The sequence below is a fragment of the Janthinobacterium sp. ROICE36 genome (assembly GCF_002869965.1).
GTDB lineage: Bacteria > Pseudomonadota > Gammaproteobacteria > Burkholderiales > Burkholderiaceae_D > Janthinobacterium.
On sequence record NZ_PEBS01000020.1, the window covers coordinates 55,510 to 77,471 of the forward strand.

The 21,962-nt window shown below is 63.3% G+C and carries 21 protein-coding genes; 9 read left to right on the forward strand and 12 right to left on the reverse strand.

Annotation, left to right across the window (positions count from 1 at the left end):
* Nucleotides 1–7: 7 nt before the first annotated feature.
* The 4 genes from CSZ94_RS27585 to ppc form a co-directional block, all read right to left on the reverse strand.
* Entirely contained in the window at nucleotides 8–187 is a 180-nt protein-coding gene (locus tag CSZ94_RS27585; RefSeq protein ID WP_146009783.1) for a hypothetical protein, read from the reverse strand.
* Nucleotides 188–356: 169 nt separating this feature from the next.
* Nucleotides 357–1,817 carry a pyruvate kinase gene (pyk, locus tag CSZ94_RS10825; RefSeq protein WP_180977431.1) on the reverse strand — a complete coding sequence of 487 codons (1,461 nt, stop codon included), beginning with the start codon at nucleotides 1,815–1,817 and terminating at the stop codon, nucleotides 357–359.
* Between the two features lie 87 nt (nucleotides 1,818–1,904).
* Nucleotides 1,905–2,915 carry a type I glyceraldehyde-3-phosphate dehydrogenase gene (gap, locus tag CSZ94_RS10830; RefSeq protein ID WP_102121502.1) on the reverse strand — a complete coding sequence of 337 codons (1,011 nt, stop codon included), beginning with the start codon at nucleotides 2,913–2,915 and terminating at the stop codon, nucleotides 1,905–1,907.
* 99 nt (nucleotides 2,916–3,014) lie between these two features.
* Nucleotides 3,015–5,768: a phosphoenolpyruvate carboxylase gene (ppc, locus tag CSZ94_RS10835; RefSeq protein WP_219725996.1), complete on the reverse strand. Its 2,754-nt coding sequence runs from the start codon at nucleotides 5,766–5,768 to the stop codon at nucleotides 3,015–3,017.
* A 354-nt stretch (nucleotides 5,769–6,122) separates the two neighbouring features.
* On the opposite strand from ppc, the gene CSZ94_RS10840 reads away from it, so the two are divergent.
* Nucleotides 6,123–6,578 (forward strand): RrF2 family transcriptional regulator, encoded by a 456-nt coding sequence (locus CSZ94_RS10840; RefSeq protein ID WP_102121503.1) that lies wholly within the window; start codon nucleotides 6,123–6,125, stop codon nucleotides 6,576–6,578.
* A 75-nt stretch (nucleotides 6,579–6,653) separates the two neighbouring features.
* Here CSZ94_RS10840 and CSZ94_RS10845 read toward each other — a convergent pair whose 3' ends face one another.
* The 4 genes from CSZ94_RS10845 to CSZ94_RS10860 form a co-directional block, all read right to left on the reverse strand.
* Nucleotides 6,654–8,321 carry a cation acetate symporter gene (locus tag CSZ94_RS10845; RefSeq protein WP_102121504.1) on the reverse strand — a complete coding sequence of 556 codons (1,668 nt, stop codon included), beginning with the start codon at nucleotides 8,319–8,321 and terminating at the stop codon, nucleotides 6,654–6,656.
* A gap of 14 nt (nucleotides 8,322–8,335) precedes the next feature.
* On the reverse strand, nucleotides 8,336–8,644 hold the full coding sequence (locus tag CSZ94_RS10850; RefSeq protein ID WP_102121505.1) for a DUF485 domain-containing protein: 309 nt from the start codon (nucleotides 8,642–8,644) through the stop codon (nucleotides 8,336–8,338).
* A gap of 127 nt (nucleotides 8,645–8,771) precedes the next feature.
* Nucleotides 8,772–9,953 carry an NO-inducible flavohemoprotein gene (gene hmpA, locus CSZ94_RS10855; RefSeq protein ID WP_102121531.1) on the reverse strand — a complete coding sequence of 394 codons (1,182 nt, stop codon included), beginning with the start codon at nucleotides 9,951–9,953 and terminating at the stop codon, nucleotides 8,772–8,774.
* 33 nt (nucleotides 9,954–9,986) lie between these two features.
* Complete coding sequence (locus CSZ94_RS10860; protein WP_102121506.1) at nucleotides 9,987–10,400, reverse strand: hemerythrin domain-containing protein; 414 nt, start codon at nucleotides 10,398–10,400, stop codon at nucleotides 9,987–9,989.
* 225 nt (nucleotides 10,401–10,625) lie between these two features.
* Here CSZ94_RS10860 and CSZ94_RS10865 point away from each other — a divergent pair, with 225 nt between their 5' ends.
* From CSZ94_RS10865 to CSZ94_RS10895, 7 genes are all read left to right on the forward strand, one after another.
* Nucleotides 10,626–11,519 (forward strand): STAS domain-containing protein, encoded by an 894-nt coding sequence (locus CSZ94_RS10865; RefSeq protein WP_102121507.1) that lies wholly within the window; start codon nucleotides 10,626–10,628, stop codon nucleotides 11,517–11,519.
* 7 nt (nucleotides 11,520–11,526) lie between these two features.
* Nucleotides 11,527–11,889: an STAS domain-containing protein gene (locus tag CSZ94_RS10870; RefSeq protein ID WP_102121508.1), complete on the forward strand. Its 363-nt coding sequence runs from the start codon at nucleotides 11,527–11,529 to the stop codon at nucleotides 11,887–11,889.
* A gap of 10 nt (nucleotides 11,890–11,899) precedes the next feature.
* Nucleotides 11,900–12,322 carry an ATP-binding protein gene (locus CSZ94_RS10875; RefSeq protein ID WP_258000916.1) on the forward strand — a complete coding sequence of 141 codons (423 nt, stop codon included), beginning with the start codon at nucleotides 11,900–11,902 and terminating at the stop codon, nucleotides 12,320–12,322.
* Nucleotides 12,319–13,404, forward strand: a complete 1,086-nt coding sequence (locus CSZ94_RS10880; protein WP_258000917.1) for an ATP-binding SpoIIE family protein phosphatase — start codon at nucleotides 12,319–12,321, stop codon at nucleotides 13,402–13,404. Before CSZ94_RS10875 ends, CSZ94_RS10880 begins: the two co-directional genes overlap by 4 nt.
* Nucleotides 13,401–15,224 (forward strand): ATP-binding protein, encoded by a 1,824-nt coding sequence (locus tag CSZ94_RS10885; RefSeq protein ID WP_102121510.1) that lies wholly within the window; start codon nucleotides 13,401–13,403, stop codon nucleotides 15,222–15,224. Before CSZ94_RS10880 ends, CSZ94_RS10885 begins: the two co-directional genes overlap by 4 nt.
* The gene (locus tag CSZ94_RS10890; RefSeq protein ID WP_102121533.1) at nucleotides 15,211–16,725 is read left to right on the forward strand and encodes an ATP-binding response regulator; all 1,515 of its coding nucleotides are present in this window, start codon (nucleotides 15,211–15,213) and stop codon (nucleotides 16,723–16,725) included. Before CSZ94_RS10885 ends, CSZ94_RS10890 begins: the two co-directional genes overlap by 14 nt.
* A gap of 72 nt (nucleotides 16,726–16,797) precedes the next feature.
* Nucleotides 16,798–17,919, forward strand: a complete 1,122-nt coding sequence (locus CSZ94_RS10895) for a metallophosphoesterase (protein WP_102121511.1) — start codon at nucleotides 16,798–16,800, stop codon at nucleotides 17,917–17,919.
* A 3-nt stretch (nucleotides 17,920–17,922) separates the two neighbouring features.
* Here CSZ94_RS10895 and CSZ94_RS10900 read toward each other — a convergent pair whose 3' ends face one another.
* A complete protein-coding gene (locus CSZ94_RS10900; RefSeq protein ID WP_102121512.1) occupies nucleotides 17,923–18,504 on the reverse strand; it encodes a DUF4303 domain-containing protein in 582 nt (193 codons plus the stop codon).
* A gap of 186 nt (nucleotides 18,505–18,690) precedes the next feature.
* The gene (locus CSZ94_RS10905; RefSeq protein WP_102121513.1) at nucleotides 18,691–19,614 is read right to left on the reverse strand and encodes a LysR family transcriptional regulator; all 924 of its coding nucleotides are present in this window, start codon (nucleotides 19,612–19,614) and stop codon (nucleotides 18,691–18,693) included.
* A gap of 123 nt (nucleotides 19,615–19,737) precedes the next feature.
* Between CSZ94_RS10905 and CSZ94_RS10910 the strand changes: the two genes are divergently transcribed.
* Entirely contained in the window at nucleotides 19,738–20,499 is a 762-nt protein-coding gene (locus CSZ94_RS10910) for an SDR family oxidoreductase (protein WP_102121514.1), read from the forward strand.
* On the opposite strand, the gene CSZ94_RS10915 is transcribed toward CSZ94_RS10910, so the two are convergent.
* Entirely contained in the window at nucleotides 20,427–21,416 is a 990-nt protein-coding gene (locus tag CSZ94_RS10915; RefSeq protein ID WP_102121515.1) for an NAD(P)/FAD-dependent oxidoreductase, read from the reverse strand. The two genes, CSZ94_RS10910 and CSZ94_RS10915, sit on opposite strands and share 73 nt — an antisense overlap.
* Nucleotides 21,403–21,855, reverse strand: coding sequence for an RrF2 family transcriptional regulator (locus CSZ94_RS10920; RefSeq protein WP_102121516.1), 453 nt, complete (start codon nucleotides 21,853–21,855; stop codon nucleotides 21,403–21,405). The genes CSZ94_RS10915 and CSZ94_RS10920 overlap by 14 nt, the downstream gene beginning before the upstream one ends.
* Nucleotides 21,856–21,962 lie beyond the last annotated feature (107 nt).

A 21,962-nucleotide genomic window follows, 5' to 3' on the forward strand; every position in this document is an offset into this window, starting at 1 on the left:
CGGGCGATTATGCCCGATGGCGTGTCTCTGGCCTTGCGGCCAGCACGAAGGGAATGGCAAACGGCCCCAGAAACACCACCAGGATGGCCCTGACAGCCGTTGTTTTCAAGGAGCGGCGTTTGGCAATGAAGAAGCAAGCGAAGGCCGACAGCGACCAGATCAAGGCAGGCAAGTATGCAGTCATCATGAGCTCCGGATGCGCCTAACAAGACTAGGAAACCATGCTGACACGGAAATGTGGCCACTGCAATGGCAGATTGGGCATCTGCCATTGCAGTGCGTGGCCAAACGTCTGTCTTTCAGCCATTCTTCAGACTGCAGGCGACTGTCGGCCAGTGATGAGGCCAGTAATACGATCAGTGCTGGCCGATCTTCATGATTTTCAGTGCGTTCGTGCCGCCCACCTTGCCCATCGGCTCGCCCCAGGTCAGCACGACGGTGTCGCCCTTGCTCACGACCTTATGTTCCAGCAGCAAATCTTCCGCCTGCTGCAAGACCTGGTCGCGGTCTGTGCCGGACGTCAATTCCAGGGTGCTGACGTTGCGGTACAGGGCCAGCTTGCGGCGCGTGCCCACGCTGGGGGTCAGCGCGACGATGGGGATGTCGATGTTGCAGCGGCTCATCCACAGTGCCGTGGAACCCGATTCCGTCAGGGTGGCAATGGCTTTCACACGCAGGTGGTGGGCCGTAAACAGGGCGCCGTAGGCGATCGACTGGTCGATGCGCGAGAACGTGGCGTTGAGGAAATCGGCGTCCAGCTTGCAGGTATCCCATTTTTCCGCATCCAGGCAGATGGCGGCCATGGCTTCCACCGTCTCGATCGGATAGCGGCCCGAGGCCGTTTCCGCCGACGTCATGACGGCATCCGTGCCATCAAGCACGGCATTGGCCACGTCCGACACTTCCGCGCGCGTCGGCACGGCGTTGACGATCATCGATTCCATCATCTGCGTGGCCGTGATCGCCAGCTTGTTAGACGCACGCGCCATCTTGATCATGCGCTTTTGCAGGGCCGGCACGGCCGCATTGCCCACCTCGACGGCCAGGTCGCCGCGCGCCACCATGATGCCGTCGGACGCGTCGAGGATTTCCTGCAAGGCAGGAATGGCTTCCGCGCGTTCGATCTTGGCGATCATCATCGGCTTGTGGTCCCACGCTTCGCCGGCAATATTGGCCAGCTGGCGCGCCATCACCATGTCGGTGGCGTTTTTCGGGAAGGACACGGCCACGTAATCGGCCTGGAAGCTCATCGCCGTTTTCACGTCTTCCATGTCTTTCGCCGTCAGGGCCGGGGCCGACAAGCCGCCGCCCTGGCGGTTGATGCCCTTGTTGTTCGACAATTCGCCGCCGATTTTCACGGTCGTGTGGATTTCACTGCCGATGACTTTATCCACCGTCAGGACGATGAGGCCGTCGTTGAGCAACAATACGTCGGCCGTGCGCAAGTCGCGCGGCAATTCCTTGTAGTCGAGGCCGCAGCGCTCCAGATTACCCAGCTCGCCGTTTTCACCCCATTTCGCGTCAAGGATGAACTTCATGCCGTTTTCCAGGAAAATCTTGCCTTCTTCAAACTTGCCGACGCGAATCTTCGGACCTTGCAAGTCGGCCATGATGGCCACTTCGCGGCCGCACAGCGCTGCCGCTTCGCGCACCATGCGGGCGCGGTCGATATGGTCTTGCGCCTTGCCATGCGAAAAGTTCAGGCGCACGACGTCGACGCCGGCCTTGAACATGCGGACCAGGGTATCGATATCGTTCGAAGCGGGGCCGATGGTGGAAACGATCTTGGTGGCGCGTTGCTGTACTTGCATGGTCATGGTGTGCTGCTTTCTATAATAAATTGCTACAAGGGCCAGCCTTGTGGGCCGGCCGTCCTGGTGCGCTGGTTCAGCGGTACTACGTTCTTACTTGGCCGCCATCAGGGCAACCGTGGTGTCCAACATGCGGTTCGAGAAGCCCCACTCGTTGTCATACCACGACGACACTTTCACGAGACGACCCGCGACCTTGGTCAGAGTCGAATCGAAGTTCGACGAGGCCGGGTTGTGGTTGAAGTCGATGGAAACGAGCAGTTCCGTCTGGTACGTCAAAATGCCCTTCAGCGCGCCTTCAGAGGCTGCTTTCAGCAAGGCATTGACTTCCTCGACCGTGGTGTCGCGCTTGGCGATGAAGGACAGGTCCACCAGCGAAACGTTAATCGTCGGCACGCGGATGGCAAAGCCGTCCAGCTTGCCATTCAGTTCAGGCAAGACCAGGCCGACAGCGGCCGCCGCCCCCGTCTTGGTGGGTATCATCGAGTGCGTGGCCGAGCGGGCACGGCGCAAGTCTTCATGCATCACGTCGCTCAATACCTGGTCATTCGTGTAGGCGTGCACGGTGGTCATCAGGCCCGATTCGATGCCGATGGCGTCGTTGAGCGGTTTTACCAGTGGCGCCAGGCAATTCGTCGTACACGAAGCATTCGAGATAACCGTGTCCGAGGCTTTCAGCACGTGCTGGTTGACGCCAAACACGATGGTGGCGTCCACATCCTTGCCCCCCGGCGCGGAAATGATGACTTTCTTTGCGCCCCCCTTCAAGTGGGCCGAGGCTTTTTCCTTGGTGGTGAAGAAACCCGTGCATTCGAGTACCACGTCCACGCCCAGTTCGCCCCAGGGTATCAGCGCCGGGTCGCGCTGCGCGAAGACGCGGATGCGGTCGCCGTTGACGATCATATTGTCGCCGTCGATGGTAACGACGCCGGGAAACTTGCCGTGCACCGTGTCGTAGCGCGTCAAATGCGCGTTCGACTTGGCATCGCCCAGGTCGTTGATGGCGACGATCTCGATATCTTGCTGCTTGCCGCCTTCATAAAACGCGCGCAAGACATTGCGGCCGATGCGGCCATAGCCATTGATGGCAACTTTGATGGTCATGCTGTCTCCTTGTTGTTTTACTTAAAAGCAACCCAAGTGCAACATCCGGGGTCAGACCTTAAGGTCTGACCCCGGCATTTGTCGTTGGGTTAAAAAGAATCAACCACTATTCCGCAAACCCGCGGCGATGCCGTTGATCGACAGATGGATGCCCGTGCGCGCCGCCGCATCCTGTTTTCCTTCGCGGAAACGTTTCAACAGCTCCAGCTGCACGTGATTGAGCGGGTCGATATACGGGAAACGGTTGCGTATCGAGCGCTGCATCAACGGATTGGCTTGCTGCAACTCTTCCTGGCCCGTGATCAGTTTCAAGGCGTCCAGGGTGGCCGCATATTCGGCGCGGATGCGGGTAAAGATGGCCTCGCGCAAGGCTTTGTCCTTCACCAGTTCCGCATACTTGCCGGCAATGGCGATGTCGCTCTTGGCCAGCACCATATCCATGTTCGACAGCAAGGACGTGAAGAATGGCCAATCCGTGTACATGCCGCGTAGCACGTCCGCCCCGTCGGCGGGATGGGCGGCCAGGTAAGCTTGCACGGCGGAACCGAAACCGAACCAGCCCGGCAGCATCAAGCGGCATTGCGCCCAGCTCAAGACCCAGGGAATGGCGCGCAAATCCTCGATGGACTTGGATTTCTTGCGCGAGGCGGGACGGCTGCCGATATTGAGCGCGGCAATTTCCGCGATCACCGTCGATTCCCAGAAATACTGTTCGAATCCTTCCGTGCCATACACGAGGTCGCGGTAAGCGTTCAAGGCCGTGCCGGACAGCTCTTCCATTGCGGCCAGGTGGCCCGCACCGGCCGAGGCCTTCGGCTGCAGCTGCGCCTGCGGCAGCAGGGTCGACTGAATGGTGGCGGCCACCAGCACTTCCAGGTTGCGGCGCCCTACTTCGGGGTTCGCATACTTGGCCGTGATGACTTCGCCCTGCTCCGTCAAACGGATTTGTCCTTGCACGGCGCCTGCCGGCTGGGCCAGGATGGCTTCGTAGCTGGGGCCGCCGCCCCGCCCGACGGAACCGCCACGCCCGTGGAACAATCGCAGCTTGATTTGATATTCTTTAAATACTGTCACCAACTCGATCTCGGCCTTGTAGAGTTCCCAGCCCGAGGTGAGGAAGCCGCCGTCCTTGTTGCTGTCCGAGTAGCCGAGCATGACTTCCTGCTGGTCGGCGCGCGACGCAAGCAAGCCCCGGTAGAACGGCAAGCCGAAGGCGCGCGCCATGATGGCGGGGCCGGCGCGCAAGTCGTCGATTGTCTCGAACAGGGGAATGATGTTGACATCCACTTCGCGGCTATCCTGGCGCAGCAAGCCCACTTCCTTCAGCAGCAAAGCCACTTCCAGCAAGTCCGAGACGCTGGCCGCCTTCGAGATGATGCAGTTCGGCACCGATTCGCGGCCATATTTGACGTGGGCTGCGCGCACGGCGCGGAAGATGTCGAGTTCGGAGGTGGTTTCCTCCGAATATTGCGCATACGGCGACGTCAGCAGGCGTGGCGACTCCAGTTCGGCCAGCAGCACGGCGATGCGCTGCTCCTCATCGAGGTCCAGATAGACCAGGCCCGGCTGTGCGCCGGCAAACAGTTCATCCACGACACGCTCGTGCACGTCGGAATTCTGGCGCAAATCGAGCGGCGCCAGCGAAAAGCCGAAGACCTTGACGGCGCGGCGCAACTGGCGCAGCCGGCCACGCGCCAGCGCGCGCAAGCCATTGCTGACGAGCGAATGCTGAACCACGTCCAGGTCGGCCAGCAATTCAAACGCGGCAGCGTAAGGCCGCACGCCTTCGGCTTGCTTGCCCTTGCCAGAAAGCACCACGCGCGTGGCGTCCAGGCGCGCATGGATGCCATGCAGGGCGCGACGGTACGGTTCATCGACCCGGTGCGGCGAGGCATCGGCCGAGCGTTCGGCCAGCGCGCGCAGCGGCTCGCTACAGGCGTTCAAGATTTGCGCCAGCGACAGTTGCGAAGCGAGCTTGCGCAATTCGCCCAGATAAAAGTCGAGTACCTTGTCGGCCTGCGTCTGCAGGGTGCTGCGCAGGATGTCGGCCGTGACAAAGGGGTTGCCGTCGCGGTCGCCGCCTATCCAACTGCCCACCTTCATGAAATTGGGCAATTCCGCATCTTTCCAGCGGGCATCACGCTGGGCCAGCATGGTTTCCAACGAGGAATACAGTTTCGGCAATTCGCGCAAGATGGTGTGGTCGTAGAACGACAGGCCATTCGCCACTTCATCCATGACGGACAGTTTGCTGGTGCGCAGCAGACGCGTCTGCCACAGGGTGACGATGCCACGGCCCAGCGCTTCTTCGTTTTGCTCCGCCTCTTCCGGCGTCATTTGCACGCGGTCGCGCTCGCTCAACAAGCGGGCGATGGCCATCTGGCAATTCTGGATGCTCTTGCGCTGCACTTCCGTCGGATGCGCCGTGAAGACGGGGCTGACAAACGCATCTTCAAAGAAGGTTTCCAGCGCATCGGCCTTGCCCGCGTCAAACACATTGCCGACGGCATGGCTGAGGCTACCCTGGCGCGGCGGCGAACCGGCGATCAAATGGGCGCGCGTGCGGCGGATGTGGTGTTGGTCTTCTGCAATGTTGGCCAGCAGCGAGAAATAGCTGAACGCACGCGTCAATTGCGTGGTTTCTTCCTGCGACAGCGCTTGCAGCGCGTCCGACAGTTGCGCGCGCGCCACTTCATCATTGTCGCGGCGAAAACGGATGGCCAGCTGGCGCACATGCTCGATGCGCTCGAAGGCGGGGTCGCCCAGGTGGTTGCGGATGGCGTCGCCCAGCAGACGGCCCAGTTGGCGGATATCGCTGCTCAGCAGCTCGTCTTTCACTTCATTCATTTGCATGGTATTCATTTCCTGGGGCGGCCACGTTGGCACCGCACAGATTGCGTAGTACGCGCTCCCCGGCCCGGGAAACGCCCATCATCCATTTTGTAGTAAATTTACCTTATTGTCTCACCATCCTCTTGATTTTCATCAATAAAATCCACGTCAAAAGGGCCACAAAGGGCTTGCGAGCTGTTTGCCAGGGCAACAATATGAAAATTTACTACGCATTTAAGTGAAAGGCAACCAAATTTGTCTTTCCAGGCTGAAAAGTGACGGTGCAAGTCACATGGCGGTGGCGATGGCCAGGCACTCTGCTGTATGCTGGCGGATAAAACAAGGATGTAATCCACATCTTTATAAGCGAACCCCATGCGACTGACTGCCTATACCGACTACACCCTGCGCACCCTGATGTATCTGGGCGTGCACCGTGACCGCCTCGTCACCATCCAGGACATCGCCGACCTGCATACCATTTCAAAGAATCATTTGATGAAGGTGGTGCACCAACTGGGCCTGTCAGGCATCGTGGAAACGGTGCGTGGGCGTAACGGCGGCCTGCGCCTGGCGCGCGACCCGGCCGAGATCAATATCGGCACGGTGGTGCGCGAGACGGAAAACGATTTTTTCATGGCGGAATGTTTTAACAAGGAAAACAACACTTGCCCGTTGACGCCCGATTGCTTGCTGAAAGCCAAGCTGGGCCAGGCCACAACTGCCTTCCTGGCCGTGCTCGACACGGTGACGCTGGCATCGATACTCGACGCGACGCCGGGTGCGCCGCCGCTGGCGGCGGGCGTGATTCCCCTGCACCGGGCAAAGTAAGCACGCTAGGCGGTACGCTAAAACAACAATGCCCGGCAAGCCGGGCATTGTTTCCTTCAATAACTAACTACGCCATCAATGCGCACTGGCACCAGAGGCGCCGATGCCCGTTTCCGAACGCATTTGCTGCGCTTCGTAGCCGGCGCGGTCGATGCGCGCGCGGGGGCTCCTGTCGAGCACCGAGAACAGCCAGATACCGACAAAGCCTGCCGTCATCGAGAACAGCGCTGGCGAGGCATACGGGAACAGCGCCGCCGGATGGCCCAGCACATCGACCCATACGGACTTCGACACCACCGTCAGCGCCACGGCCGTGGTCAAGCCCAGGAAGCCGCCGATGGTGGCGCCCCGCGTGGTGCAGTCTTTCCACAGCACCGACATGAACAGCACGGGGAAGTTGGCCGAGGCGGCGATGGCGAAGGCCAGCGAGACCATGAAGGCGATGTTCTGCTTCTCGAAAGCGATGCCCAGCACCACGGCGATGATGCCGAGAATAATCGTCGTCACGCGCGACACTTTCAATTCGTTGGCGCCCGTGGCCTTGCCCTTCTTGATGACAGTGGCATACAGATCATGCGACACGGCCGATGCGCCCGACAGGGTCAAGCCAGCCACGACGGCCAGGATGGTGGCAAACGCGACAGCCGACATGAAGCCGAGGAAGACATTGCCGCCCACCGCCTTGGCCAGATGCACGGCCGCCATGTTATTGCCACCCAGCAACTTGCCGGCAGCATCCTTGAACTCGGGATTGGTGCTGACCAGCACGATGGCGCCAAAGCCGATGATGAAGGTCAGGATGTAGAAATAGGCGATCCAGGTGGTGGCCCAGAATACGGATTTGCGCGCTTCCTTGGCGCTCGGCACCGTGAAGAAACGCATCAGGATGTGCGGCAAGCCGGCCGTACCGAACATCAACGCCATGCCGAAGGAGATGGCCGAGATCGGGTCCTTGATGAAGGAACCGGGACCCATAATGGCTTCCTTGGCGGCGTGCACGTCCACCGACTTGGCGAACAACGCTTCCGGGCTGAAGTTGAATTGCGCCAGCACGGCAACGGCCATGAAGGTGGCGCCCCCCAGCAGCATCACGGCCTTGATGATCTGTACCCAGGTAGTGGCCGTCATGCCCCCAAACAGTACGTAAATCATCATCAAGGTACCGACCAGGACGACGGCGATCCAGTATTCCAGGCCGAACAGCAGCTTGATCAGCTGGCCCGCCCCCACCATCTGCGCGATCAGGTAGAACGCCACCACGACGAGGGTGCCGGAAGCCGAGAAAATGCGGATCGGCGCCTGCTTGAAGCGGTAGGCGGCCACATCAGCAAACGTGTAGCGGCCCAGGTTGCGCAGGCGCTCGGCCATCAGGAAGGTGATGATGGGCCAGCCGACGAGAAAGCCGATGGCGTAGATCAAGCCATCGTAACCGTTCAGGAAGACGGCGGCGGAAATACCCAGGAAGGAGGCGGCCGACATATAGTCGCCCGCAATGGCCAGGCCATTCTGGAAGCCCGTGATGCCGCCGCCGGCCGTGTAGAAATCGGAGGCCGACTTGGTCTTCGCGGCCGCCCACTTGGTGACGAACAGGGTGAAGATGACGAAGACGGCGAACATGGTGATCGCCGTCCAGTTGGTGGGTTGCTTGACTGCCTGGCCCAGGTCGGCACCGGCCGCCAGCACGCTGTTGCTGGCGCCCACCAGCAAGGTCAGGGCTGCCAGGCAGGACAATGTGCGTTGCATCGATGTGGTGCGACTCATGCCTGCACCCGCGCTTGAATGGCTTGCGTCAAGTCGTCGAATTGCTTGTTGGCGCGGCGCACATAAATGCCGGTGATCACCACGGTAAACACGATCACGAACAGGCCGATCGGCATGCCCCAGGTCATCACGCCGGTGCCCGTTTTAGTGGCAAGGAATTCCTTGTCAAAGGCGATGAGCAAGATGTAGCCGTAATACACCAGCATCATCAGGCCCGTCAGCGCCCAGCCGAAGCGCGAGCGGACCCTGACGAGCTTATGGTAATTGGGGTCACTCTTGAGTTTTTGTACCAGATCGTCATGCATGGTGTTGCCTCCTGTTATGTAAATGCGTGCTCTTTTGTGCGAGCTTGGATTCACAGTACAGCGCGAGACTTACCCGCCCCTTACGGCAGCGGTTTTTTCTCGCAGAAGCAACACGAGGCAGACAAGGTCAGTTCAGCGCGGCTGCCGGTCCGAAGAATTCATGGTGCGTCTGCAGTTCCGGCACGCCCAGCTCGCGCAAGTATTGCTTGACGGCCCGCATGAAGGGCTGCGGTCCCAGGAAGTAGGCATCGACGTCGCGCGAGGCCGGCAGCCAGCAATCGAGGTTCTCTTTATTGAGCAAGCCGACAGCGTCCGGCGCCTCTTGCTCGCCGCCATGTTCCGCATAGCAGTAATAACGCTGCAGCTGCGGATGCTGCGCGGCCAGTGCATCGATCTGCTGGCGAAACGCATGCACGCCCTGGTTGCGCGCCGCGTGGATGAAATGCACGGGACGCTTGCCGCGCAGGGCCGCCGTCAGCATGGCCAGGGTCGGAGTGATGCCCACGCCGCCGCTGATCAGCACCAGCGGCTTGTCGCTGTCCATCAGCACGAAGTCGCCCGATGGCGGCGTCAGCTGCACGGTATCGCCCGCCTGCACATGGTCGTGGAAGAAATTCGATACCTTGCCACCCTGCTCGCGCTTGATGCTGATGCGGTAAGTCTGGCCATTGCTGGCGGCCGACAAGGAGTACTGGCGGCGCATGGGCACGCCATCGACCGTGGCCAGCACGCCGATATATTGACCCGGTGCAAAGTCGAGCACGGGCTGGCCATCGGCGGGCGCCAGCAGGAAGGAGGTGATCTCGCCGCTTTCCATGTGCTTGCCCTGCACGAGGAAGTCGCGCGCGCCGCTCCAGCCACCGGGCGCGGCGGCCTGTGCCTTGTAGATGCGCCCCTCTTCGCCGGCCAGGATATCGGCCAGTTGGCCGTAGGCTGCGCCCCAGGCATCGATGACGGCGTCGCTGGCCACCTCGGCGCCCAGCACTTCGCGGATGGCCTGCAACAGGCTGGCGCCCACCAGCGGATAGTGTTCGGCGCGGATCTGCAGCGCCACGTGCTTGTTGACGATGGTCGCTACCAGGTCGCCCAGCGCATCGAGTTTATCGATATGTTTGGCATACATCAACACGCCATTGGCCAGCGCGCGCTGCTGGTCGCCGCTGTGCTGGTGCGCCTGATTAAAGTACGGCAGCACTTCAGGATGGTCGCGGAACAGATTCTTGTAAAAATGGCGCGTCAGCGCCTCACCGCCCTGTTCGAGGATGGGGACGGTGGCCGTGATGATGGCGCGTTGTTCTTGGGTCAGCATGTAAAACTCCTGTGTGTAGGTCATGAATCGGTGTTATGCCAGCGTCTCTACCGCTGGATACAGCTCGTGGTCCTCGCGCCGCATGCGCTGGTACAGCGCGTGCAGCACGCTATTGGCTTCGTTGCGGAAGGCATCCGGTTCGGCTGCCAGGCGCACGGGCGTATTCCAGCGACCGGCGAAATCCAGGTAGGCGCCGGCAATGCCGTGCATTTCGTTTTCGTACTGGCGCCCCAGTTGCGCCACCTTGGCCACGCCGCAACTTTGCGCTGCGGGATACAGATAGCGCTGCTCGACGGCCAGGTGCAGCTTGATCAAGCCGCTCATGGCGATGATCTGTTCGGCAATCGCCTGCGCCTGTGCGGCAACACCGCCGCGCGCCGGCTGGCGCAAGTCATCGATGGAGGCCAGGATGGCCAGGTGCTGCTGTTTGAATTTGTCGATATTCATGGCGTTCTTCTCTGCTTGCGTGTTGCCAGTGTAACGGATCCGGCTTAAACATGCAAACCATATACATCTTTAATTCCTGGATGTCGCCAGCAGGAATATGGACAGATTACGCCACTATGTGCGGCACAGAACACAAGCTGCGCCCCTGCCTGCCTATAATTTATTCATCACAGCGCGTGCCCGTTTGCGGCCGCGCCGCACCCTCCACTCCAGCCAAGGATGAGCATGAAAATCAAGACGGACACGGTCAAGACGGACACGGGCCAGGCGCAACAGCTGGCCGGCATCATCAGCGAGCACCACACGGCACTGCTGGACGGCTGGATGGCTGGCCTGGTCGCCCGCCTGCTGCGGCGCGACAAGATTGCGGAAAACGAGCTGCGCCAGCAGGCAGCGCAACTGCTGCCGTTACTGGCCAGCGCGCTGGACAGTGGCGACGCTTTCGACATCGAAGGTGGCGCCTGGGACGACACGCGCCAGCTGCTGGCTGAAATATCGCAATCGCGCGTGCGCCAGGGCTATTCGCCGATCGACACGGCCAGCTTCATGTTTGCCCTGAAGGAACCGCTGTTCGCCTATCTGCGCAAGGAAATCACGGCACAGCCGCAGCAGCTGGGCGACGCCATCATCAGCACCAGCAAGCTGTTCGACGAACTGGGCCTGCTGACCATCGCCGTCTACCAGAAAGCGCGCGAACAGGTGATTCTGCGCCAGCAGCAGGAATTGCTGGAACTGTCCACGCCCGTGGTGCAACTGTGGCAAAACGTGCTGGCCCTGCCCCTGATCGGCACGCTCGACAGTGCCCGCACGCAGGTGGTGATGGAAAGCCTGCTGCAAAAGATCGTCGACACGGGCGCCCTGATTGCCATCATCGACATCACGGGCGTGCCGACAGTCGACACCCTGGTGGCGCAGCACCTGCTGAAAACCATCGCCGCCGCGCGCCTGATGGGCGCCGACTGCATCATCAGCGGCATCCGCCCCCAGATCGCGCAAACCATCGTGCACCTGGGCGTGAACCTGGAAGACGTGATCACCAAGGCCACCCTGGCCGACGCCTTCGTCGTGGCCCTGAAACGCACGGGTTCCAGCATCACTTACCAGCAGCAACAACACTGAGGCGCCTATGGAAAGAATCCCCATTTTACGCATGGGCCGGCTGCTGCTGGTGACGATCCAGGTCGACATGCATGACCGCCTGGCGATGACCTTGCAGGACGACCTGACCACGCGCATCGTGACGGACCGCGCGACGGGCGTGCTGATCGACATTTCCGCGCTCGACATCGTCGATTCCTTCATCGGCCGCATGATCAGCAACACGGCGGCGATGGCGAAAATCCTCGACGCGCGCACCGTGGTAGTGGGCATGCAGCCGGCTGTCGCCATCACCCTGGTGGAACTGGGCCTGACGCTGGAAGGCGTGAGCACGGCGCTGAACGTCGAACGCGGCATCAAGCTGCTGGAACAGGGCGGCGCATGCGCATGACGGGGCCGCCGTGCTAGGCGCGCCGGCACAGGAGCGCGCGCAGATCCTGCCCCTGCACAGCGATGAAGACGTCGTGCGGCTGCGCAAGCAGGTACGCGACAACATGGTCGCCATGGGTTTCGGCCTGATCGAACAGACCAAGATCATCACGGCGGCGAGCGAACTGGCGCGCAACACCCTGCGCTACGGCGGCGGCGGCGAAGCGCGCATCGCGCGCGTCAGCGAAGGCGCGCGCCAGGGCCTGGAATTGCGCTTTGTCGATACGGGTCCGGGCATCGACGATATTGCCCTGGCGCTGACCGATGGCTATACCAGCGGCGGCGGGCTGGGACTGGGGCTGGGTGGCGCCAAGCGCCTGGCAGACGCCTTTCACATCGACACGGCGCCCGGCGCGGGCACCACTGTCACCATCGCGAAATGGAAGCTGTTTTGAACCACATCGAGCAAGCCCCCGACATTGCCAGGCAACGCAGTTTTCCCATCGGCGAACCGAGCGAGATCGCCGCGGCCCGCCGCGCCGGTAACGAACTGGCGCGCCACATCGGCTTTGACGACGTGCGCACGGGCCAGCTGGCCATCATCATCAGCGAAGCGGCCACCAACATCGTCAAGCACGCACAGCGCGGCGAAATCCTGCTGCGCAAGGTGCTGCGCGGTGGTACCAGCGGCATCGAAGTGCTGGCCATCGACAGCGGGCCCGGCATGGCCAATGTGCGCCAGCACATGCAGGATGGCCATTCCACCACCGGCACCTACGGCGTGGGACTAGGAGCGATACGCCGCTTGAGCCAGGAATTCGACCTGTACACGGCGCCCGGCAAGGGCACGGTACTGATGATGGTAGTGTGGGGCCAGCACGCCAGCAGCGCCATTCCGGCCAGCCCGAACTGGCAGATCGGCGCCGTATGCCTGCCACTGGCATCGGAGCAGGTGTGCGGCGACGCCTGGAACCTGGTGTACGAAGGCCATGAACTGAGCCTGATGGTGGCCGATGGCCTGGGCCATGGCCCGCTGGCGGCGCGCGCCTCGGAATGCGCCAGCGCCCTGCTGGAACACGACACGCCCGGCTTGCCGCCCCTGCCCGCCCCCTTCATCGAACTGGCCCACGGCGCCCTGCGCGCCACGCGCGGCGCGGCCCTGGCGGTGGCGCATATCGACAGCGGGCGCCGCGAACTGCGCTATGCGGGCGTGGGCAATATCGCCGGTTGCGCCTTCGATGCACAGCAGCGCCGGCATTTGCTGTCGCATAACGGCATCGTCGGCAGCAATTTGCGCAAGCTGCAGGAATTTTGCTATCCCTGGCAGCCGGGCACGACCCTGATCATGCATAGCGACGGCCTGCACACGCGCTGGGACCTGGAACGGTATCCGGGTCTGGCGCACTGCCACCCCAGCCTGGTCGCCGGCGTGCTGTACCGCGATTTTGCGCGTGGGCGCGACGACGTCACGGTGGTGGTACTGCGCGAACACGAGCAGCATCAAGCGATGACAGAGGAAGGGACAGGTGCGGCATGACCCAAGGCATATTGACGGTCCATATCGGCAGCGAACGCGATGTGGTGGGGGCACGCCAGCGCGCGCGGCAAATCGCCGCCCTGTGCGGCTTCGGCGTGCAAGACCAGGTGCGCATCGCCACGGCCGTGTCGGAACTGGCGCGCAACGTCTACAACTACGCCGGCAGCGGCAAGGTGCATTTCGCCATCGATGGCCAGACGGCGCCGCAGGTGCTCAGCATACGCATCGTGGACCAGGGCCCCGGCATCGCGCAGCTCGAACAGATACTGGCCGGCACCTACCGCTCGCGCACGGGCATGGGACTGGGCATCCTGGGCGCGCAGCGCCTGATGGACCGCTGCCACATCCACAGCGCGCACGGCGATGGCACGCGCATCACTTTGCAAAAGCTGTTCCCGCGCGCCGCGCCCCTGCTTGACGGAGGCATGATCGGCGCGCTATCCGGCAGCCTGCAGGCGCTGCCCTCGGATATCACGCTCTCCGAAGTGCAGCAGCAGAACCGCGAGCTCCTGAGCACCCTGGCCGAACTGAAAACGCGCCAGGATGACTTGCTGCAGCTGACGCGCGAACTGGAAGACACCAACCGGGGCGTGGTGGCGCTGTTCGCGGAACTCGACGAAAAAGCCGACCACCTGCGCCGCGCCGACCAGATGAAATCGCGCTTCCTGTCAAACATGAGCCATGAATTCCGCACGCCGCTCAGCTCCATCCGTGCCCTGTCCAAGCTGCTGCTCGACCGCATCGACGGCGACCTGTCGGAGGAGCAGGAAAAACAGGTGCTGTTCATCTTGCAAAGCGCCGTCAGCCTGAGCGACCTGGTGAACGACTTGCTGGACCTGGCCAAGATCGAGGCGGGCAAGGTCGACGTGCATGCCAACAGTTTCCAGGTGGCCGACCTGTTCAGCGCCTTGCGCGGCATGCTGCGCCCGCTGCTGGTGTCCGAGTCGCTCACGCTCACCTTCATCGCTCCCGATCCGGCGCTGCACATTCATACGGATGAAGGCAAGCTGTCGCAAATCCTGCGCAACTTCATCGCCAACGCCCTGAAGTTCACGGAGGCGGGCACCATCATCGTCAGCGCCACGCCCTTGCCGGAGCAGGACGCCATCCGCTTTTCCGTCTCCGACACGGGCCTGGGCATCGCCGCCGAAGACGTGCAGCTGATCTTCGAGGAATTCAGCCAGGTGGAAAACCACATGCAGCGCAAGGTCAAGGGCACGGGCCTGGGCCTGCCCCTGTGCCGCAACCTGGCCACCCTGCTCAATGGCACGGTGGCCGTGGAAAGCACGCCGGGCCAGGGTTCGCTGTTTTCCGTCGTCCTGCCCACCAGCTACCATGCGCCCGAAGGCGGCCAGCCGCTGTGCGCGCCGGCCAAAGACAATGGCAACGATCAGAGCATCGGCGTGCTGGTGGTGGAAGACAATCCGCCCATCCGCCTGCTGTATGAAAAATTCCTGGCCGGCAGCGAATTTCGCGTCGTTCCCGCGCGCAGCGTGCGCGAAGCGCAGGAACGCTGGGAACAGCAGCGCCCTGCCGCCGTCATTCTCGACATCATGCTACATGGCGAAACGGCCTGGCACTGGCTGGCCGAGCTGAAAAACGACCCGCTGCGGCGCCAGGTTCCCGTCATCGTCGCCACCGAAATCGACGACGTGCGCAAGGGCCTGGCGCTAGGCGCCGACGCCTACTACGTCAAACCGCTGCCGCGCCAGCAATTGCTGGCGACCCTGCGCGCGCTGATCGGCAATCCACACCAGCGGCAAGAGCCGGTTCCGCCGCAAGGCACAACCACCTGGGACAATGCGCATGCTACCGGATAACAATAGCGATGCTCTGATCCTCAACGTCGATGACAGCGACGGCGCCCGCTACGCCAAGTCACGCATCCTCAAACGCGCCGGCTTCAAGGTCATCGAAGCCTCGAACGGAGGCGACGCGCTGCTGCGCGCCCGCCAGGACCGGCCCAACCTGATCCTGCTCGATGTCAAGCTGCCCGACATCAACGGCCTGGAAGTGTGCCGCCAGTTGAAGGGCGGCGCCGAGACGAACACCATCCTGGTGCTGCAGACCTCCGCTTCCTGCATCGGTTCGGCCGACAAAATCCGCGCCCTGGACGGCGGTGCCGACAATTACCTGGTCGAGCCGATCGAGGCGGACGAATTGATCGCCAACGTCAGGGCGCTGCTGCGGCTGGGACGCGTCGAGCGCGCATTGCGCGACGTGGACCGCCGCAAGGATGAATTCCTGGCCACCCTGGCGCACGAACTACGCAACCCGCTGGGCCCCATCCGCACGGCGCTGGCCCTGCTGTGCAAGCTCGATCCCGTCGTGCCGGCCGCGCAGGACAATGCGCGCCGCACCATCGCCCGCCACACGGATCACCTGGTGCGCCTGGTGGACGACCTGCTCGACGTGTCGCGCATTTCGCAGGGCAAGATCTCGCTGCAATGGGAAAGCGTAAGCCTGGCCAGCGTCATCCGCAGCGCGCTGGAAACGAGTTCGCACAGCATCGAGGCGCGCGGCCACGCACTGGACGTGAGCCTGCCCCAGGAAGAACTGTGGGTCTGCGGCGACGCCGTGCGCCTGTCGCAGATCGTCGCCAACCTGCTGCTGAACGCGGCCAAGTTCACGGCGCCGGGCGGGCGCATCGCCATTAGCGCCAGGCGCGAAGGCGACAAGGTGTGTATCCGCCTGAGCGACAACGGCATCGGCATCGCCGCCGCCAGCATCGACAGCATCTTCGGCCTGTTCGAGCAAAGCGGCCACGCGCCCGACCGGGTGCAGGACCGCCTGGGCATCGGCCTGTCGTTGGTGCGCAATCTGGTGACCTTGCATGGCGGCCAGGTCAGCGTGCTCAGCCCCGGCGTGGGGCTGGGCAGCACCTTCGAAGTCATCCTGCCGCTCGACGCCAACGTGCCGCTGCCGGCCGCGCCAGTGCCGCAGGCAGCGCCCGGCGGCAGCCAGCGCATCCTCGTCGTCGACGATAACTGCGATGCGGCCGACACCCTGGCCGAATTGCTGGAAATGCACGGCCACACGGTGCGCACGGCCTACACGGGCGCGCAAGCGACGGAGCGCATCTTGGAATTCAAGCCTGACATCGTCTTTCTCGACATCGGCCTGCCCGACATGAGCGGCTACGAGGTGGCCGTCCAATTGCGCCAGCTGCCGATACCGCAGCAATTCCTGCTCGTCGCACTGACCGGCTATGGCCAGGAACACGACCGCCAGGCGGCCCTGCAGGCGGGATTCAACGAGCACTTCGCCAAGCCCGTCGATTTCGGTAAGCTGGCCATGCTGGGACTGCATATCGCCCCATGAGCGGGGCTGCAGCTATCTGTCGATACAGGCGTCGGCTATAATCGGCGGCCACACCATCAATGGAAGCATGACATGACAAGCCGCGCGCCGCTGCTGCGCATCACCATGATATTGGGCGCCCTGCACGCCCTGCTGGGCTGGCTGCTGCTGCCTGCCCTGCCCGTCGGTTTGGCCGGCTGGTTGTTGGGCGGCCTGGTCTTGCTGGCGTCGACCATGCTGATACCGATGACCATCTTCGCCCGCGCCGTCACCAACGATGCGCGCCTGGCCGACCGTTTGAGCTGGGCCGGTTCGCTGTGCATGGGATTTTTTTCCTCGCTGTTTGTGCTCAGCGTGCTGCGCGCACTGCTGATGCTGATTCCCGCCGCCCGCCCGCACGCGCAGGGGTCCGCCGTGGCCGTTCTGCTTCTGGCACTGCTGGCCACCGTCGTCGGCTTCATCAACGCCCGCAAGGTGGCGCGCGTGCGCGAGGTGAAAGTGCCGATTGCCGGCCTGCCCGCCGCCTTGCAGGATTTTAGCATCGTGCAACTGAGCGACATCCAAGTGGGCGCCACCATCAAACGCGCCTACGTGGAAGCCATCGTCGCGCGCGCCAACGGCTTGCAGGCCGATATCATCGCCATCACGGGTGACGTGGTCGATGGCACGGTGGCGCAACTGGGCAGCCACACGGCGCCGCTGGGCGAGCTGCGCGCGCGCCATGGCGTCTTCCTGGTAACGGGCAACCACGAATACTATTCGGGCGCCGCACCGTGGGTGGCGCAATTTCGCCGCCTGGGCTTGCGCGTGCTGATGAATGAACATGTGATACTTGACCACAACGGCGCGCACCTGGCGCTGGCCGGCGTCACCGATTTCAACGCCGCCGCCTTCGACCCTGCCCAGAAAAGCGACCCGCAAGCGGCCATCGCCGGCGCACCAGCCGATATACCCCGCATCCTGCTGGCGCACCAGCCCCGCAGCGCGCCCGAGGCCGAAGCGGCCGGCTACGACCTGCAATTGTCGGGCCACACGCACGGCGGCCAATTCTGGCCATGGAATCTGTTCGTGCCGCTGCAGCAGCCGTATGTGGCGGGCTTGCACCGGCGCGGCCGCCTGTGGATTTACGTCAGCCGCGGCACCGGTTACTGGGGGCCGCCAAAACGCATCGGCGCGCCGGCGGAGATTACGCGACTCAGGCTGGTGGCGGCATAAACATCATTGCGCCCAGCTGGCCATCCATGCCTCGAAACGCGCCACCACCGCCGGCGGATTCAGGCGCGCCATCGCGCCTTCCAGCGCTGCGCTGTCGCTGACCTCGAACAGCAGCACGCCCGCGTCGCGCTGCGCACCCGTGCCAAATCCCCCTTCGGCGTCGAGCTGCATCAAGGCCGCGATGCAGGCCTCGAACACGCCGGCGCGGAAGGTGTCGAAATCGACGTCGAACGGCAAGTCGCGATGCGCCTGCAGCAGCAAGCGGTAGGCGCTGTCGAAATACGCGCCGCCGTCGTCAAACGCCCATTCGGCCGGGTTCCACAGCATCTCTTCGCCGTACTCGGAAGCAGCCAGCGCTTCGCGGATGTTCGCCATGGGGCCGATGGTCATGGCGCTGTCGTCGCTCACCAGCGCGAAAGCGTTGAGCTGCTGGCCGGGATGCGCACGGCGCATGGCATCGACAGCCAGGCGCGCGGCGTCCGCCACCAGGGTTTGCAGCAGCGCGAAATCAAACACGGCCGGGTTGATGACGGTCTCGCGCGCCAAGCTATGGCCATCGGCCAGGGCGGCGCGGCAATGGGCCACGTACCGGCGTGCGCTTGCGCCTCGCTGACGTAGTCCTTGCGCGTCTCCTCGCCCCAGGTCATGGCCGCGCCGGCGGCCGTCCACACGGTCGTGCCAAACACGCGCGCTTCCCGGAAGCGGTCCGGTTGATCGCCGTCAAAGGTGTAAAACAGGCTGTAGTTACTATGCATGAGAATTTTTCATTGTTTAATCGGGCCGTATCTGCGCGGCGAAATCGCGCTGGCGGAACTGCTCCAGCAAAAAATCGACGAACACGCGCGTCTTCGCGGGCAGCAGTTTCTTGCTGGGATAGTACACGGACAGGGGGCCGGAATCGGCATGCCAGCCGGGCAGCAAGCGAATCAATGCACCGCTGCGCAAATGGGCCAGCGCATGCGGCATGGGCAGCAGCGCCACGCCAACGCCAAGGATGGCCGCCTGCGCCATCGCGTCCGGAACGTCGAAGATGGCGCGCGGGCGGGATTCGGCCACGCCCTCGCCGCCCGATCCGTCGCGCAGTATCCAGCTGCGCAATCTCCCGCTGCCGGCCGAGCGGCGCGCCACGCCGTCAAAATGCGCCAGGTCCGACGGATGCGCGGGCAGGGCTTTACCCTGCATGAAGGCGGGCGACGCTGTGGCGACGACGTGAGCGTGACCCAGTTCACGCGCCACCACGCCGGGCGTCAGCTCGATGCCGCCGCCGATGGCGACATCGAAGCCTTCGCCGATCAAGTCCACCTGGCGGTTGTCGAAATGGCAGTCGGGGATGACGCCCGGATAGCGCGCGATGAAGTCACCCAGCAGCGGCACCACGTAGCTGCGCCCGAACGACGGCGCCATGCTGATTTTTAATATGCCGGCCGGCTGATCGCCCTCTTCGGCCGCGCCGGCGATCGCTTCCTGCAAGGTGGACAGCGCACCTTTGACCTGCTGCAGGAAGCGATCGCCGCCTTCCGTCAGAGTCAGGCGACGCGTGCTGCGCTGGAACAGCCGCAACGCGAGGCTCGCTTCCAGCCGCGCCACGTTCTTGCTGACGGCCGCCGGCGTCAGCCCCAGGCGGCGCGCGGCCGCGGAAAAGCTGCCTAGCTCGGCAGATAGCACGAACGATTGCAAGTGATTGAAGGCGTCCATGCACCTATTCTACCCGCTCATTTGATACCTATGGTTGAAAGTGATTGTAGCGATTCATGGCTAGCACGCAGGCAATGAAAGGCAGATACTGCGCTTCTCGATTCCTCACACAGAAAGCCCATCATGCAAACCCAAACCAGCAATATCCTGTCACTGCAAAACAAGATCGCCTTCGTCACGGGCGGCTCGCGCGGCATCGGCGCGGCCATCGTCCGGCGCCTGGCGCGCCAGGGCGCCAACGTCGTCTTTACCTATCAACGCTCCGCCGCCGAAGCGCAGGCGCTGGCCGCCACCGTGGAAACGGCGGGCGGCAAGGCGCTGGGCGTGCAGGCCGATGCGGCCGATGCCACCGCCCTGACAGCGGCCATCGACAAGGTAGCAGCGCAGTTTGGCAAGATCGATATCCTCGTCAACAATGCGGGCGTGTTCTTGCCGGGCGCCATCGATGATTTTTCGCTGGCAGACTTCGACAAGACCTTGAACGTCAATGTGCGCGCCGTGTTCGTGGCCATCAAGGCGGCCGTGGCGCACATGCAAACGGGCGGGCGCATCATCAACATCGGCAGCACGAATGCGCACCGCATGCCGTTCGGCGGCGCGGCCGCCTACGCCATGAGCAAATCGGCGCTGATCGGCCTGACGCAAGGCCTGTCGCGCGACCTGGGCCCGCGCGGCATCACCATCAACAATGTGGAACCGGGCCCCGTCGCCACCGACATGAACCCGCCCACGGGCGACTTCGCGGACCTGATGCACGGCCTGATGGCCCTGCCCCGCCACGGCACGGCCGATGAAATCGCCGGCATGGTGGCTTACCTGGCCAGCGAAGAAGCGGCGTTCGTCACGGGTGCCGGGCTGAAGATCGATGGGGGTTTTGCCGCCTGATCCAGCCCGAACATCAGCGAGCGGTGTGCTGCCACGCCGGCCATGGCGCCATCGGCCACCGCGAAGGCCACGCTGCCAGCCATGCGTCCCGCGTCGCCGCAGCAAAAGACGCCCGGCACGCTGCTGGCCTGTTGCTCGTCGGTGCGCACGAACGGACCCATGGCGCCCTCTTCCAGCGCGCAGCCCAATTCGCCGGCCAGGCCACTGGCCTGGCGGGTGCGGGTCGCGACGAACAGGCCGGCCATCGCATGACGGCTGCCGTCCGCCAGGACCACCTCGGCCACGCCCTCGATCCGCGCCACGGGCGTGCGCATTACCGTCACGCCGCGCGCGGCCAGTTGCGCCAGTTGCGCCGCATCGGGCTCGAAGGCGCGATTCAGGAAAAAGGTGACCGTGCCCCAGTCGGGCAGCATCAGGGCATGGTGCATGGTCAGGGGTCCGGTGGCCAGCACGCCGATGGCGCCCTGCTGCAGTTCATAACCGTGGCAATACGGGCAGTGAAAGACGCTGCTGCCCCAGCGTTCGGCCAGGCCTTCGACGGGCGGCAATGCGTCGATCACGCCGCTGGCCAATACCAGGCGACGAGCGTGCACGACGCTGCCGTCCGCCAGGGGCACGGCAAAGGCATCACCATCGCCGCTGGCCACCGCCCGCACGGCCATCCCGTCCAGCCATGTGACGGTGGCATACGCCATCAACTGCGCCTTGCCCTCGGCCGCGATGGCGGCCGTCCCGCTGCCGTCTTGGGTCAGGAAGCCGTGGGAATGGCTGGCGTAGCGGTTGCGGCGCTGGCCGCCATCGATCACCAGCACGCGGCGGCGGGCACGCGCCAGTTGCGTGGCGGCGGACAGGCCGGCGTAGCTGCCGCCGACGATGATGACGTCGAACGGGGCAAAAGGCAATTCAGGAATGTGCATGGTGTGCTCCTCGGTGTAGATCGTATTGTTGGCTGAAACGGTCGGCCAGGTCGGCCAGGGTGACAGCGCCAAAGCGCTGGATCAGCAGTGCCTCGGCTTCGTCGAAGGCGCCGGCCAGCGACTGGTTCACCACTTGCTCGACCAGGCAGCCCGGCTGGTCGACGCGGTTGCCCATGGCGAAGATGGTGGGTGAACCCACGGCCAAGTAAATGTCTTGCAGGGTCACGCTATGCAGCTCGCAGACGATGCGCCAGCCGCCGCCATGCCCCTTGACCGACGCCACGTAACCGCGTTCGCGCAAGCCGGCCATCACGCGCCGCACCAGCACGGGGTTGGTGTCCAGGTAGCCGGAAAGTTCCTCGGACGTCATCGGGCGTCCCGCGTGGGCCATGTGCAGCAGCACATGGAGGATCGATGATAGTTTGCTGTCGCGTCTCATGTAACTAATGATAGTACATAAATCCAGCACATGCAAACAAGTTGCAATCATGAGGCGTAAAAAAGGGTCAGACCCTGTCGAGTCTGACGCCAGCCTATGCCATGGGA

Bases quoted from the DNA above. Each gene is read 5' to 3' on its own strand.
- gap (WP_102121502.1), bottom strand. From the start codon at position 2,915: ATGACCATCAAAGTTGCCATCAATGGCTATGGCCGCATCGGCCGCAAT.
- pyk (WP_180977431.1), bottom strand. From the start codon at position 1,817: ATGACCATGCAAGTACAGCAACGCGCCACCAAGATCGTTTCCACCATC.
- CSZ94_RS10850 (WP_102121505.1), bottom strand. From the start codon at position 8,644: ATGCATGACGATCTGGTACAAAAACTCAAGAGTGACCCCAATTACCAT.
- CSZ94_RS10890 (WP_102121533.1), top strand. From the start codon at position 15,211: ATGCTACCGGATAACAATAGCGATGCTCTGATCCTCAACGTCGATGAC.
- CSZ94_RS10905 (WP_102121513.1), bottom strand. From the start codon at position 19,614: ATGGACGCCTTCAATCACTTGCAATCGTTCGTGCTATCTGCCGAGCTA.
- CSZ94_RS10860 (WP_102121506.1), bottom strand. From the start codon at position 10,400: ATGAATATCGACAAATTCAAACAGCAGCACCTGGCCATCCTGGCCTCC.
- CSZ94_RS10865 (WP_102121507.1), top strand. From the start codon at position 10,626: ATGAAAATCAAGACGGACACGGTCAAGACGGACACGGGCCAGGCGCAA.
- CSZ94_RS10915 (WP_102121515.1), bottom strand. From the start codon at position 21,416: ATGCACATTCCTGAATTGCCTTTTGCCCCGTTCGACGTCATCATCGTC.
- ppc (WP_219725996.1), bottom strand. From the start codon at position 5,768: ATGCAAATGAATGAAGTGAAAGACGAGCTGCTGAGCAGCGATATCCGC.
- hmpA (WP_102121531.1), bottom strand. From the start codon at position 9,953: ATGCTGACCCAAGAACAACGCGCCATCATCACGGCCACCGTCCCCATC.
- CSZ94_RS10895 (WP_102121511.1), top strand. From the start codon at position 16,798: ATGACAAGCCGCGCGCCGCTGCTGCGCATCACCATGATATTGGGCGCC.
- CSZ94_RS10910 (WP_102121514.1), top strand. From the start codon at position 19,738: ATGCAAACCCAAACCAGCAATATCCTGTCACTGCAAAACAAGATCGCC.
- CSZ94_RS10920 (WP_102121516.1), bottom strand. From the start codon at position 21,855: ATGAGACGCGACAGCAAACTATCATCGATCCTCCATGTGCTGCTGCAC.
- CSZ94_RS10885 (WP_102121510.1), top strand. From the start codon at position 13,401: ATGACCCAAGGCATATTGACGGTCCATATCGGCAGCGAACGCGATGTG.
- CSZ94_RS10870 (WP_102121508.1), top strand. From the start codon at position 11,527: ATGGAAAGAATCCCCATTTTACGCATGGGCCGGCTGCTGCTGGTGACG.
- CSZ94_RS10840 (WP_102121503.1), top strand. From the start codon at position 6,123: ATGCGACTGACTGCCTATACCGACTACACCCTGCGCACCCTGATGTAT.
- CSZ94_RS10845 (WP_102121504.1), bottom strand. From the start codon at position 8,321: ATGCAACGCACATTGTCCTGCCTGGCAGCCCTGACCTTGCTGGTGGGC.
- CSZ94_RS27585 (WP_146009783.1), bottom strand. From the start codon at position 187: ATGATGACTGCATACTTGCCTGCCTTGATCTGGTCGCTGTCGGCCTTC.